This is a genomic window from Bacillus coreaensis (assembly GCF_050586445.1).
GTDB classification, from domain to species: Bacteria; Bacillota; Bacilli; order Bacillales; family Cytobacillaceae; genus Robertmurraya_A; species Robertmurraya_A coreaensis.
The window spans coordinates 261,281-274,944 of the sequence record NZ_JBOCCY010000003.1 but is presented as its reverse complement, the minus strand read 5'-3'; the positions used below and the strand labels follow the sequence as shown (position 1 = coordinate 274,944).

General features: G+C 38.5%; 11 protein-coding genes. 4 read left to right on the top strand and 7 right to left on the bottom strand.

Annotation, left to right across the window (positions count from 1 at the left end; genetic code table 11):
* Positions 1-35 precede the first annotated feature (35 nt).
* Complete coding sequence (locus ACQ5H4_RS07360; protein ID WP_430774305.1) at positions 36-3,398, bottom strand: hypothetical protein; 3,363 nt, start codon at positions 3,396-3,398, stop codon at positions 36-38.
* A 162-nt stretch (positions 3,399-3,560) separates the two neighbouring features.
* On the opposite strand from ACQ5H4_RS07360, the gene ACQ5H4_RS07355 reads away from it, so the two are divergent.
* The gene (locus ACQ5H4_RS07355) at positions 3,561-4,934 is read left to right on the top strand and encodes a dipeptidase (protein WP_430774304.1); all 1,374 of its coding nucleotides are present in this window, start codon (positions 3,561-3,563) and stop codon (positions 4,932-4,934) included.
* 21 nt (positions 4,935-4,955) lie between these two features.
* Here the strand turns inward: ACQ5H4_RS07355 and helD are convergent, their stop codons facing one another.
* The 4 genes from helD to ACQ5H4_RS07335 form a co-directional block, all read right to left on the bottom strand.
* The gene (gene helD / locus ACQ5H4_RS07350; RefSeq protein WP_430774303.1) at positions 4,956-7,244 is read right to left on the bottom strand and encodes an RNA polymerase recycling motor HelD; all 2,289 of its coding nucleotides are present in this window, start codon (positions 7,242-7,244) and stop codon (positions 4,956-4,958) included.
* A 138-nt stretch (positions 7,245-7,382) separates the two neighbouring features.
* Positions 7,383-8,624 carry an MFS transporter gene (locus tag ACQ5H4_RS07345; protein ID WP_430774302.1) on the bottom strand — a complete coding sequence of 414 codons (1,242 nt, stop codon included), beginning with the start codon at positions 8,622-8,624 and terminating at the stop codon, positions 7,383-7,385.
* 125 nt (positions 8,625-8,749) lie between these two features.
* Positions 8,750-9,703, bottom strand: a complete 954-nt coding sequence (locus tag ACQ5H4_RS07340) for a Gfo/Idh/MocA family protein (RefSeq protein ID WP_430774301.1) — start codon at positions 9,701-9,703, stop codon at positions 8,750-8,752.
* Positions 9,704-9,778: 75 nt separating this feature from the next.
* Positions 9,779-10,015, bottom strand: coding sequence for a hypothetical protein (locus ACQ5H4_RS07335; RefSeq protein WP_430774300.1), 237 nt, complete (start codon positions 10,013-10,015; stop codon positions 9,779-9,781).
* A 117-nt stretch (positions 10,016-10,132) separates the two neighbouring features.
* On the opposite strand from ACQ5H4_RS07335, the gene ACQ5H4_RS07330 reads away from it, so the two are divergent.
* Positions 10,133-10,744 (top strand): YczE/YyaS/YitT family protein, encoded by a 612-nt coding sequence (locus ACQ5H4_RS07330; protein ID WP_430774299.1) that lies wholly within the window; start codon positions 10,133-10,135, stop codon positions 10,742-10,744.
* A gap of 18 nt (positions 10,745-10,762) precedes the next feature.
* Here ACQ5H4_RS07330 and ACQ5H4_RS07325 read toward each other — a convergent pair whose 3' ends face one another.
* Complete coding sequence (locus ACQ5H4_RS07325; RefSeq protein WP_430774298.1) at positions 10,763-11,194, bottom strand: sensor histidine kinase; 432 nt, start codon at positions 11,192-11,194, stop codon at positions 10,763-10,765.
* A 118-nt stretch (positions 11,195-11,312) separates the two neighbouring features.
* Between ACQ5H4_RS07325 and ACQ5H4_RS07320 the strand changes: the two genes are divergently transcribed.
* Positions 11,313-12,365, top strand: a complete 1,053-nt coding sequence (locus ACQ5H4_RS07320) for a M42 family metallopeptidase (RefSeq protein WP_430774297.1) — start codon at positions 11,313-11,315, stop codon at positions 12,363-12,365.
* A gap of 88 nt (positions 12,366-12,453) precedes the next feature.
* Positions 12,454-12,612, top strand: a complete 159-nt coding sequence (locus ACQ5H4_RS07315) for a hypothetical protein (RefSeq protein WP_430774296.1) — start codon at positions 12,454-12,456, stop codon at positions 12,610-12,612.
* A 95-nt stretch (positions 12,613-12,707) separates the two neighbouring features.
* Here ACQ5H4_RS07315 and ACQ5H4_RS07310 read toward each other — a convergent pair whose 3' ends face one another.
* On the bottom strand, positions 12,708-13,481 hold the full coding sequence (locus ACQ5H4_RS07310) for a C40 family peptidase (protein ID WP_430774295.1): 774 nt from the start codon (positions 13,479-13,481) through the stop codon (positions 12,708-12,710).
* Positions 13,482-13,664: the final 183 nt, after the last annotated feature.

The window sequence follows — 13,664 nt, the reverse complement described above, 5'->3', positions numbered from 1 at the left end:
CACTACTCTAGTAGAAAAAACAAACATTACAATTTTTATTTCCACGTCTTTAGTCGCAACAGAACCTTCCTTCTGATTTCTTCTAGCTTTGGTGTCTCCCCTTTTGAGCGCTTTTGTTTATTCCATTCGTTATAGCTAGCCACAGAGATTAACAGGGATCCGGCTAGTAGCAAGTATGCCCACCATGGGAGATTTCCCCAATATGGTCTTGTTTGCAAGAAGACATTAAGTAACAGGACACCAGAGCCTACAAAGAAATACGATTTGATACGAAGTATCGTTCCAGCCAAAATCGAAAGAAGTGAAAGGGTTCCAACGATAATCGCATCATACACGGTATTGCTTTGTAATCCATCTTGAACAAGTAATAAAGCGACTCCGATCAGTATTCCCCATTGAATTCTCTGAATTAGCAGGGAATATGTCCCCTTCAAACATCGCCCCAGATAAACTCCAAGTAGGATGAATGGTAAGACATATAACTCTCTCTCGAACAAAACAGGGATCGTAAGTTGGTCAAGCACTTGATAGTAAGGATCGAGTAAATAGCCGCCCGCTAAAAATTTTGGTATCCAATCTAGCTTTGGACTAACCCGCCTTTGCTGCATCCATAAAAACATACATATAAGGATACCAGGCAAGATCCTCAAAAATATCCCTTCTGTTTCCAAGGTATACAGAAATAAAACGTACAGAAAAGCTGTAATTGTATAGGCATCACAATAGAGAAATGGAAGTTTAGCATTTGACACGAATAGTCCTTTATAAAGCTTTCTACCTACAAAAAAGGAACACAAGCCCTGACCCGCAAAAAGTACCATTGTACTCTCTGGAACGAGTAAGGTTGAAACATAAGAAAGTTGAATGCTGCCTGCTAGCATGACAATCAATGGGAGTAAAACGAGGAAATCCCATTTTTGATGGTGTATAAGGAACAATAGCCCTATCCCATAAAGCATCAGACAAATATACGTATATTCTCCAAAAGGATACGATGTTAGCATGGAGAGCATTCCGATAATTGAAAATGGCACAAGAAAAAGGGTTGTCCTCTCCTTCCATTCTTTGGTGCTAATTCCCCACCATATCGCTATAGAGATACTTGTCACGAAAAAGGAATACTCGGTCGAGTCCAATTCAGTAAGAAATAGACTGACAGCAACAAATAAACTTACATAACAGCCGTAAAGGAGCGTTTTTAGTAACCATTCTTTGCTAACGAGCTTAACACTCACGCCATACAGCGAAGTAGCAATCGCAAAGCTCCAAATGCCATCACTATTAAAGGCAAAGAATGTTAGTAGCAAGGCTACTGGTAAATATACATGAGCTGTGTATAAGAAACTAGTAGACAGTTCCAAGTCATATCTTCGAATTACATAGCTTACGACGATTAAAATCGCTCCACCGAACACCCATTGTTCCTCTTCTAGCCATAAAGGAAAGCGAGGACTTTCATGAATCGCATAGATAAGAGAAATATAGGTAATGAGAGAGCAAAGAGTCACGTAATACGTGAGGGCCTTTTGCTTTGTCTGTTGATAAAGCAGGTACGAAACAGCGATTCCACCAGAGAGAATAAAAACTCTGATATAATCATTAACTGGCAAACTAAATGAATAAAGAATTCCTATCAAGTAGAAGGCTTGTGATACAAAAAAGGCCGGCTTCTTTGTCTTCTCGATCAAGAGAAGAAGTACGCTTCCTGCGATAAAATTTAGGGCAGGACCCACGGCTTCCTTACTCCAGTGGAACCATTCCTTACCTTCCTCTAAGAAGGCAGCCGTACTTAACCCATAACAAATAGGAATGACCCAAGTAGTTATTTCCTGATAAAACGAGCGTTCCTCCACTTTTTTGCCAAGGATCAAGCATAGAGCTAATAACCCAAACATCACCCCTGTTTCCCACCAGTCATACATCAGCCATGACGGAAGAAGCGGTAAAAGCATGACACCCAACCCCACATCTCTAGAGCTTTGGCGAATGAGCGACGGTACCGTAACACCAAAAACACCGAAGAGGAAGAACCCGATAAAAAACAATGGGAGAACGGAATCAAACAGGGCAACCTTATTTACAAGCATCATTAATTCAAATAAAGCCGCAACTAAAAAACTAGAAGTTACATACGTAAACCAATGCTTTTTTTCAGAAAGAGCTAAGTAATAAAAATTACCTGCAAGAATCAAATAAGAAATCATCATCACCAGTCTTGGATCTCCTAAGTTGACGAGGAAGGATTTGGCGGATATGTACACAAATGCAATAAGTGATACCACCGAACTTGTCATCGAGAAGATTTTGTTCCAATCCACTCCTCCTTGTAAAAATAGAGGTATGCCTAGTAGAAACGACCCTACCAATGCATACATGATTGGTCCAACTGTTAGAAGGATAGAGTTCTCGACAATCTGATACACTCCATAAACCAAAAATAAGGTAAAAACTAAATGATAGTTTTTGTGGCCAGTCACAAATACCATTGATAAATATAAGACGGCAGTGAGTAAGATGTTCATTCCATAGAAGACAGGGTTATCAAATAGAATGAGCATAAAAGCCGTCGTCATTACTAAGCTAGCTTGGAAAAATGGAAGAACCTCTTTTGTAAACCATGTAAGAGAGGGTTTCTTTTTCATATAAAAATGGAAGACTAACAAGCCCCCATGGTACAACATCATTCCGAAATAAAAACCATCTCTTTGGATAGGAAGTGCCGTGAGAAAAAATGCAGTACCAATTGTAGCAGCAATTCCTGCAAACCAAACAAATAAACGAGAAGAAATCTTTTTAGCTAAAAAGAGATAAACTGGTACAAGTATGTAGCCACTTAGCATGCCTAGAAAGTATCTTCCCTCTCCTGTAAAAGAGAAATAAGAGCCTAATAGCTGAAACCAGCCAAGAGATAACAGGAAAATGGGTAAAAATAGGCTTCCTAAGACGGTAAAAGCAAATGCTGTTTGGGTGATATGAAGAATTCTTTTAGATATATAAGCCATTCCGTAGAATAAGCAAGCAACCAGACCGATGGCACTAGCCTTCATCCAACTAGACATGGTCTCCCAGTTGCTAGTCGCCACATATAAACCACCAATCAATAGCAGAATGACCCCTAAGTTAAGCAACCAAGTGATATTTCTTTCACGTAATTGCTCGGGCGTTTTCTTCTTCTTTTCCCTTACCGTTTTCTTTTTCTCTGATTTGGCAACCACTGTTTTAACAGGTGTCGTCACTTTTTCTTTTAACGTTTCATTAGGGATACTTATATAGTAATAGTGTTCGTATTCCTCGATTACCTTGTTATAGATAGCATGAGAAATAAGTTGCTCTTGTTTTAACAAATAAAGCTCTTCTCGAAAGATCTGTTTCCTTTGCTCCTTTGTAGTGGAGTTCATTGTCATATCCTCCTTTTTGTGTAATTTTACACCATTATACTACTAACACCATACTTTTTCTACCAATATTATGAAAAATCCCCATGATTTTTTTTGAAGGATTTTTCGTTTCGTCTATCGAAATACTAATTAAGAATTGTTTTTATTAAAGGAGAATGAGTGATGAACAAAGAGATTTTTCAATATTTAACTTCGAATCGAAGCAAACATTTAGAAGAGCTTACCGAGTATTTGGCCATACCAAGTATTAGCTCTCTTCCTGAGCATAAAGATGATGTGAAAGAAGCAGCAAAATGGACGGCAAAAGCACTTGAGGATGCCGGTATGGAAAATGTCCGAGTGTATGAAACCAACGGACATCCTGTTGTGTATGGTGATTGGTTAAAGCAAGAAGGAAAGCCAACTGTACTCGTATATGGCCATTATGATGTTCAGCCGGTTGATCCGCTTGATCTTTGGGATACTCCCCCATTTGAAGCCAATATTCGTGACAATAAAATCTACGCTCGAGGGGCTAGTGATGATAAAGGTCAAGTGTTTATGCATATAAAAGCAGTGCAAGCGATCCTAAGAACAACTGGCAGCCTTCCTGTGAATTTCAAGTTTTGTATTGAAGGGGAAGAAGAGATTGGAAGTCCTACTCTTCCACAGTTTGTTGAAGAGAATAAGGAACTGTTGGCGGCTGATGTGATAGTGATTTCAGACACCGGTATGCAAGGACCTGGAAAGCCTGCGATTTGTTATGGACTACGCGGTTTATGCGGACTACAGATCGATGTAACTGGTGCAAATAGCGATCTTCATTCAGGACTATACGGAGGTGCGGTGCAGAATTCGATTCATGCACTGGTGGAGATGGTAAATTCCTTCCACAGTCCTGACGGAAAAGTGTTAGTCGAAGGCTTTTATGATCGTGTTCAAGAGATTACACCAGAAGAACGAGAAGCTTTTGCTGCACTAGGTGACATAGACGAGGAACTAATGGAGCAGTTAGGAGTTTCTGCACTGCATGGAGAACCTGGTTTTACCGCCCGAGAACGTACATACGTACGACCGACTTTAGAAGTGAACGGCATTTATGGGGGATTTCAAGGGGATGGCATTAAAACGGTCATTCCAGCTAAGGCCTCTGCAAAAATTACCTGTCGTTTGGTTCCTAATCAAGATCCAGCTGAAATTGCAGATCTATTAACCAAGCATATTTACGCGAATGTACCTGCGGGTGTGACGGTAAATGTGTCCTTGTTTGATCAAGGTCATCCGTATGTGACTCCTCTTGAGCATCCGGCCATCCAAGCAGCTGGCAGAGCATACGAAGCCATTTACAAGGTTCCTACTGCATACACTCGTGGAGGTGGTTCCATTCCAATCGTTGCGGCTTTTGATCAATTATTAGGGTTACCAGTTGTATTGATGGGATTTGGTTTATCAACGGAAAATTTCCACGCTCCAAACGAGCATTTCCATCTTGAGAACTTTGACAAAGGGCTTGAGACGCTCTGTACGTACTGGTTCGAGCTTGCAGATTCGTTATAAATCATATAAAAAACAGGCAGCCTATTTGGAGGCTGCCTGTAGTTTTTCCATACTATTTTTTAAAAGCATTGACGGTTCACCTAGGGAAAGGATGTGTAGCTCGTGCATCGCTCTTGTGCAAGCTGTATAAAAGAGTCTTCGTTCATTTTCTCTAAAGTACGTATGTTCAGATGCGTCGTGAATAACAACTGCGTCAAACTCGATCCCCTTTGCCAAATATGCTGGGATGACGGTAATCCCTTTTTCGAAGGAGACGGTTCCCTTTTCGACCAGGTGAATATCACGACTGTTTTTTAAGGAAGCATAGACCGTTGCACTTTCTTTCGCCGTTTTACAAATGACTGCAATCGTTTCATGCCCTGCTTCAACGAGCTGATCTAGAAGGCTTTGTAACCCCTGTTCATGACTTTCCTTCTTATTGTAAATGGTTAGAGTTGGTTTATCTCCATCGCGGTTAAATGGTTCGATCATTTCCCCGGTTGGCAATAAGCCTTTTGTAAATTCAACAATGGGTCTTGTTGACCGATAGCTCTTCGTTAAAATAATGGATTCTTTGTCTTTCACGTCTTCACCAAGCAAAATGGAGCTTGTGTCATCGGTATGTGCATAAATCCCTTGATTGATATCACCAAGTAAGGTCATTTTGCTTACCGGAAACAATTCACGAATATAAGCAAATTGAAATGGTGAATAGTCCTGTGCCTCATCAATAAAGACGTGTTTGATAGAAAGCCTAGATTTGCTTCCCTCGATCTTCTCTTTCAAATAGACAAATGGGGTCGCATCCTCATAGGTTAAAACTCCCTCTTCTAATTGCCTTAAGCTTAGTCCAACGACCTCCTCCCATTCTCCAGACAGGGTGAAGAATAGGTTTCGGTATATTTCTTCGTAATCAATGAACTGATATCTTTTAACTTTTTTGATGAGAGGTTTAAAGTATCTAGCAACGACAACACTGGATAAAAATTTCTCTTCTACATCAAAATCTTGAAATCCGTCATTCTCTTTTTTCTGAAGTTTTTTGAAGCTCTCTAAATAATCCTCTTTATCAAGAAACTGGATTTCTTCCTTTACCCAGTCTTTCTTTGCTTCTGCACGTTTGTGTTTACGAATTTCTTTTAATAACCATTCTTTTAACTCTTCCATTCGACTTGGGATACTTGCTTGTTTATCTAGACGATAAAACTTTTCTGTTATGTCTTCAGGTGACAAAAGAACTTTTCCTTTGAAAACGATCGGATGAAACTGAAGGCCTGAATGGTTTAGTTGTTGAATATAGCCATCAAGAATATTTTTATAATCAAGACTCGACTTTAACTTAATACTCTTCATTCGTAGCTCGTACGAACTGATCTGTTCGGAGGAAAGGAGGCTTTCTAGCTGCATGAAAGAATCCTCAAGCTCTAACTTTCGACCTACTCTTGATGAGAGAAATTCTAAAAACGTACTTTGCTGCATGTTCTCTTCACCAAGCTCTGGCAAAACCGTGGACACATAGCTATTGAACAAAGGATTTGGTGAAAACAGCATAATGTTTTGAGAGGTAATCTTCCCGCGATAACGGTAAAGTAAATAAGCTACACGCTGTAAGGCTGCGGATGTTTTTCCACTTCCTGCAACTCCTTGAACAATTAAAAGTTTGCTTTTTTCATCTCGAATGATTCGATTTTGTTCTTTTTGAATTGTCGCAACGATACTTTTCATTTGTGAATTCGCGTTATTTCCTAGTACTTCCTGTAACATTTCGTCACCAATTGTAATCCCGGTATCGAACATTCCTTGTATAACACTGTTGCGAATTAAAAATTGACGCTTTAACTCAATGACGCCTTCAATCGTCCCCTCTGGTGTGATATATTTTGCCTCTCCAGGAGAGTAATCGTAATAAAGGCTGGATATCGGTGCTCTCCAATCAAATATAAGAAAGTTTTCATCTTTTTCATCCATTAATGAACTAATTCCTATGTAAATAGATTCGGTAGTTGGTTCGTTGTTCTCTAAAAAGTCTACACGACCAAAGTATGGTGATTTTTTCAACCGAAACAAGGTATTGATTTGTTTATCGAGTTGACTTTGGCTTCGTTCCCTTTCTAATAGAAGCTGGGCTTGTTGTTTGATGCTTGAGAATGTTTCTGCTAAATCATCCGCTTCGTCCGTATTCACCGTTACGTCATTCCAAAAATTTTGCCTAATTTCAAGTGCATCTCCACCTACTTTTTCAAGATGCTTAAAGATTTTGTTTGATTTATAATCAATTACTTTTATGATCTCGTTTACTCTTTTCTGCTCTAGTTCTCGTTCCCTTTCCACAAGCGAATCCCCCTTCATCTATCTGCATACCGTATTTCTTGAAAGAAAATAGTCACCCTCGGATGAAGATGACTTGTTCCTTATTTGCCGACCACTTTTTGTTAGTATAGACCGAAAAGGGTCATTCTAGAACAATGGTTAGTTAGACGGAATAAGCGTGTTTTGCTTAAATTTTCCTTTTTTTATGAAAATGTAAAGAGCTAAGAAAAGAAAAGCATTTAATCCACGCAATACAGTTGCTGTCGTCATGGCCATGTCCATAGATGTGGTTTCAAGTAAATATACCCCAAACTGAGGAGCGATAAAAGCCACAAATGCTAATAACACATTGTAATGTGAGATACATAAGCTTCGATTGTCTTCTTTTGTTACTTCTAGCAGTTGATTAAATAAAATCAAGACCGTGCCTGAGACGAAGAAACCTGACAACCCGTTCACGATTAATAAGTAAACTAGATTGGTAGACAAAACGTTTAAAATAGGAGCGGTTGCCATCCCGACCGACACAAGAATCATCATCTTCGCATTGCTATGCTTGTCTGCCATTCTTCCCCACCACTTAAAGCTGACAATTTGTGCGACTTGATTGGCAACAGCAAATAAGCTAATCCATAGACCCGTAGCCATGGCATATTTAATCTGGTAAATGCTAAAAAGTGACCAGGCCATTTGCCAAGCAAAGTTAAAGAATAATCCACAAACTAAGAAGTATAGAAATGGCTTGTGCTTATAAACATGAAATCCGAGTCCTTTGCTTTTGGCCATAGCTTTCTTTTCTAGCTTTGGTTCCTTATGTTTAAATAAATAATACACTTCCACTAAACCAAATAAAAAGGCTAGAAAAAATAATACTTGGTAGGGCATTGGATTGGAAGGATTAAAATACTGTAAAGATAGCCCGATAATAAAAGTTGAAATCATTCCTACCATTGTTAATATACGATTGCGGTTACTAAAGAAATTACTTCTCCGTGACTCTGGTATCAAATCTCCAATCAAAGATTGCCAGCTTACAAGAGCAAAGGAACCGGGGAAATTCATTAAGCCAACTAGTATGACAAAAACCCAGCTTTTATAGTCACCTGGAATATATATGACAAATGTCATTAATATAAGAAATAATCGAGTAAAGAGTATGGATAAGGCGGTAAACTTCTTTTTCTCATTTAATCGCCCTAATAGAATTGATCCGGCAATCATCGCAAACATACCGATAAATTGAGGAAGGGAATTCATAAGGCCGATTTGATAATTGCTTGCACCTAAGGCGCTGATGGCAAATAAAGTGAAGTAATTATTCGTAATGTTTGTGACGATTGTTGAAGCGATTCCATTTTGAATGCTAAGCTTTTCATTATACTCATACGAAGAAGGTTTCATACACACAGCTTCTTTCTTTTTCCATTTTCACTATTCAAAAGTTATCATACTCCCAATCAGTTTCTCCCTGCAATAGGAATCTTTCGAATACCGAAAAAAAGACACCCTGCGAGGTGTCTTTTGTGCTATTTTTTTAATATTTTTTCTAACACTTGTTGTACTTGATAGCCATGTTCAAACGTTACTATTTTTGCTTCTTTTCCTTCAATGGCATTAAGAATCTCCATAACAATATCATGTTGCTCAGTTCTTTCAATCGGAAGAACCGTAGTGGGCTTATCTGGTGAACTCATAGAAAGCTGGCTCCAGTTTGTTAAGTCAAGCGTCCCCTTTTCTCCAAACACTTTAAACGAGAGATGTTCCTTCTGGCCAATCCCGCTTACGCCATTAAATAATACGGTTACGCCATTTTGAAGCTTCATATGTGTGACAAATGAGGTTTCACATAAAGACTCGTCTTCAGGATATTCGACAAACGATGTTACGTCACGCAGTTCACCTAGCATATCGTGAATCATGTGAATATAGTGTGGTGCTACTTCCCTTATAAAGCCGCCTTGCTCTCGGCTAGAAATCCAATTATTTTTCTGCCATGCACGTGGCCACTCGGTAAAATGTAAATGAACCTCTACTCTTTTTACCTCCCCGATTTCTCCAGATAACACTTTATCTTTAAATAATTGGTACACATTTGTATACACCATTGGAAAATTCATCGCATGTGTAACTCGAGCTTCCCTCGCTGCCTGGAGCATTTCGAGGGCTTCATTTAATGAATTGGCTAACGGTTTTTCACATAATACATGCTTCTTTTGTTTTATTACATATAAAGCAATTTCATGATGATATTTGGGAGGGACTGCAATATATACCAAATCAATCTCATTTTTCTGTAACATGTCTACATAGTCCGAATGGAGTGAAACGTCTTCTAAGTCTTCTTTGAGTGTCTGTAATTTTTTAGCATTATGATCACAAACAGCAACGAGCTCCACGCCTGAATGGTACTGGAATTTACGCAGAACACGTTCTCCAATTGCACCAATTCCAATCATTGCTACCTTTACTTCCTTTTTCATGTCGACACCCCAAATTTTTTAAACATTATATTCATTATATCTTCTCTTAATGAACTTTTATGCCCGCCTCAATTTTTATACATTATGTAACACCATAAATAAACGCTTATTTCTTTGCTCTCGCTCTTCTTCTGAAGCAAGGTCGTATTTTTTTAACAGATGAAACACATCATTTAAGATATCTTGACTATGTTCATGGGTAAAAAATGCCTCAAAAGAGGTGATCATGTCTGACGGTAAATACTCTTTTTGAGTTTCGTATTTGTTTCGAACGTCTCCAATGGGATGATTAAGTTTGCATTTGTTTTCCAAAATAACTACCTCCAGTATTTAAGCCTACTCTATAACATCTAAAGCAGAATTGGCAAGTTGTATGTTCATACTTTGTGTGGAGATAATAGTTTGTATTAGTTCAAAAAGGAGTAGCTTATGAAAAACAGAATTGGATTTTTTCTTATCGGAATCATGATACTTACCTTTGGTGTGTGTCTGATCATTCAAGCAGGTCTTGGTGCGGGTGCTTGGGATGCGTTGGCGATTGGAGAGGCACGTGTATTTGGCCTTAGCATGGGTACATGTGTATTAATTAATGGTATTATCCTAATTATTATTAATTCCATTCTTCAAAAGAAGAAACCAGAATATTTAGCGGGTCTTACAATTTTATCGATTGGTTTATTAATTGACTTTTGGTTTTTTGTCTTATTTAATCACTATCACCCGGAGTCACTTTTGTTGAAAGTCATCTCACTTATTTGTGGGATTCTTATTTTGGGTCTAGGTATATCCATTTATCTTCAGGCCAAGCTACCATCAAGTCCCATGGATGTATTAATGGTTGCGATTCATGAGCGCTTTGGTCTCTCTCTTGGGTTTGCGAGGGTGATCGCCGAAGGTTCAGCATTTATACTCGCTCTTCTCTTCAAAGGAGAAATTGGAGTAGGTACGATTGTGGTCACAGTAACTCTCGGGTATGTGGTTCAGCATTTGCACCCATATTTTGAACGGCTTTATCAGAAAAAAATGAGAGCTCACAGCTGATGAGCTCTCATTTTTTATTTATGCTTCTTTTTCAATGTATGGAAACGAAATCGTAACCGTCGTTCCCTCTCCTTCTCTACTTTCAAAGCTAATCGTCCCATCATGATTTTCTATGATATTGTAGCTTGTCATCAAACCTAAGCCTGTTCCTTTTTCCTTTGTAGAGTAGAAGGGCTCTCCTATCAGTTTGATCCGTTCCTCTGGCATGCCACAACCGTTGTCAATTATACGTATACAAAGGACCTCGCCCCCTTCTTCAAGGTTAACCATGATTTTCCCTTTTTCCTCGATAGCGTCTAAGGCATTTTGTAACACATTATAGAACACCTGTTTGAGGGAGTTGCTCTCGCCATTAATTTTTTTATATGCGTTGTTCATTTCAATATATGTTAAGTCAGGCTCTATAACTACCTGTGGGAGTGTGGATTGATGAAAAATGTCCCTGAACATCATTTTCCTCCTTTGTTTTCTTTTTTTATCCATATCCAAATTTATCCTTTTATAAAACTCACTGCTGTATTTTTCCCATTCCGAATGCTACTATTTAGTTGAAAAGGAGGAATCATGCATGGCGTACATAGATATAAACGAAACATTAGATTTATTAACCGAGTTAGTCTCTATTCCAAGTCCTTCAGGCAACACAAATGATGTGATTACCTTTGTAGAGAAGTTTTTAGAGGAAATTGGAGTGGAAACAAAAAGAAATCGCAAAGGTGGCTTACTCGCTACAATTAAGGGGCGTGTGGACAGTCATCACAGAATGCTAACTGCGCATGTTGATACATTAGGGGCAATGGTGAAGGAAATAAAGTCAAACGGTCGTTTGAAGATCGATTTAATTGGTGGCTTCCAATATAACTCCATTGAGGGTGAGTATTGCCAAATTGAAACACGTAATGGAAAGAGATTTACGGGAACCATTTTAATGCGACAAACGTCTGTTCATGTTTACAAGGATGCAGGTAAAGCGGAAAGAAATCAAGAAAATATGGAAGTCCGAATAGATGAGGTTGTGAAAAATAAAGAAGATGTTAGAAAGCTTGGTATTGAGGTAGGAGATTTTGTTTCCTTTGACCCTCGTGTGGAGCGAACAGAAAGTGGCTTTATCAAGTCACGCCATCTCGATGACAAAGCGAGTGTAGCTATTTTATTACAATTGATAAAAACGATTAAGCAACAATCGATTGAACTTCCATACACCACGCATTTTCTTATATCTAACAATGAAGAAATTGGTTATGGTGGCAATTCCAATATCACACCCGAAACGATTGAGTATTTGGCAGTAGATATGGGTGCTATGGGTGATGGTCAATCAACAGATGAATATACGGTTTCGATTTGTGTCAAGGATGCGAGTGGTCCGTACCATTATGAACTTAGAAAACATTTGGTGGAGTTAGCTGAAGAAAATAAGATTGGGTATAAGCTCGACATTTATCCATATTACGGTTCTGACGCTTCTGCAGCGATTCGCTCTGGACACGATATCGTTCATGGGTTAATCGGACCTGGTATCGATTCTTCGCATGCGTTTGAGCGTACTCATGAGTCGTCAATTGAGAATACAGGAAAGCTTTTGTATCATTACATTCAGTCTCAAATGGTGCAATCATAAAGTAGGAATTCCTTACCTTCCACTTAGAATAGATGTTTATTGATAGAACATACTATCTTTTGAGGTGAGTCATTTGATAAATGAAGATATGACAAGTAGTGAATCGGAAATTAGGCAAGCAAGCAAACGTGGTGCAGTTGAAGATATCATACATGTAGCATCAGATGAAGATGGTCATGATCTACGTGTCTCCAACCGGTTTGGAGCCAACTTAAAACAAGAAATCAACGATAGCGAAAACATATAGTTCCAGAACATAATGTCCTTTGAAAAAATAAAAACCCGTCCACCCAGTTATGATGGTCATCAACTGTGTGGACAGGTTCTTCTACTTATATCTCATTAAAAAGTAGTACGTGCTCCTAGGTAACGTGATTTCCAATATGTGTTGTTCATATCAGATATCGTCACCCCTTGAGAAGAACTTGCATGGATAAATTGATTGTTTCCAAGATATATACCTGCATGCGATGGACCTGCTTTATACGTTGTAAAGAAAACTAAGTCCCCTACTCTAGGTGCTGATACAGATTTTGTAGCTCCCCAGATCGTCTCCACTGTTCGAGGAATAGAAACTCCAACTTTTGCAAATACATAATTTAAATAACCGCTACAATCAAAACCAGATGGTGTAGTTCCGCCCCAAACATATGGAACACCGATATACTTTTTTGATTCTGTAATTAAAGAATTAATCGTTGAAGTTGAAGTTGTTGTTGGAGCTGTCGCTGTCCCAGACAATTTTAATACTTGTCCAACATACAATGTATTTGTTGTTAAGTTGTTTAAAGCTTTTAACTGATTAACAGTCATTCCGTTTCTTGTTGAAATTCCCCAAAGTGTATCACCAGCTTTTACTGTGTACGTAGAAGAAGTAGTGGTTGTGTGAGAGTGTGGTGCAAGTAATGTTAATGTTTGTCCAACATAAATGCTAGAAGTAGAAAGCTTGTTCCACTCCATAATTTGCGAGACTGATAGATTATTGTTTATAGCAATTCGATAAAGAGTATCTCCAGAAGAAACTTTATATGTTTTTTCATGTGCGCTCGCTGTACCATTGAAGGATGTGAAAAGTAAACCTGCTGTCACTGCGGCTGCAAATAGTTGTTTTTTCATGTATTCCCTCCTGTTAGCTCTTGTTGTTACCTTAATGATAGTTGGTATTTTACTAGAAAGGTATCACTAATAATTGGAGGGAGTGTATTATACAACCATGTATGGAATTTTTTATATCTCTTAGAAAAAGGAGCCTTTTATATTACATGTATATTACAGCATGGAATGTACGGCTGTAATTGT

Bases quoted from the DNA above. Each gene is read 5' to 3' on its own strand.
- ACQ5H4_RS07360 (WP_430774305.1), bottom strand. From the start codon at position 3,398: ATGAACTCCACTACAAAGGAGCAAAGGAAACAGATCTTTCGAGAAGAG.
- ACQ5H4_RS07355 (WP_430774304.1), top strand. From the start codon at position 3,561: ATGAACAAAGAGATTTTTCAATATTTAACTTCGAATCGAAGCAAACAT.
- ACQ5H4_RS07345 (WP_430774302.1), bottom strand. From the start codon at position 8,624: ATGAAACCTTCTTCGTATGAGTATAATGAAAAGCTTAGCATTCAAAAT.
- ACQ5H4_RS07340 (WP_430774301.1), bottom strand. From the start codon at position 9,703: ATGAAAAAGGAAGTAAAGGTAGCAATGATTGGAATTGGTGCAATTGGA.
- ACQ5H4_RS07330 (WP_430774299.1), top strand. From the start codon at position 10,133: ATGAAAAACAGAATTGGATTTTTTCTTATCGGAATCATGATACTTACC.
- ACQ5H4_RS07325 (WP_430774298.1), bottom strand. From the start codon at position 11,194: ATGTTCAGGGACATTTTTCATCAATCCACACTCCCACAGGTAGTTATA.
- ACQ5H4_RS07320 (WP_430774297.1), top strand. From the start codon at position 11,313: ATGGCGTACATAGATATAAACGAAACATTAGATTTATTAACCGAGTTA.
- ACQ5H4_RS07315 (WP_430774296.1), top strand. From the start codon at position 12,454: ATGACAAGTAGTGAATCGGAAATTAGGCAAGCAAGCAAACGTGGTGCA.
- ACQ5H4_RS07310 (WP_430774295.1), bottom strand. From the start codon at position 13,481: ATGAAAAAACAACTATTTGCAGCCGCAGTGACAGCAGGTTTACTTTTC.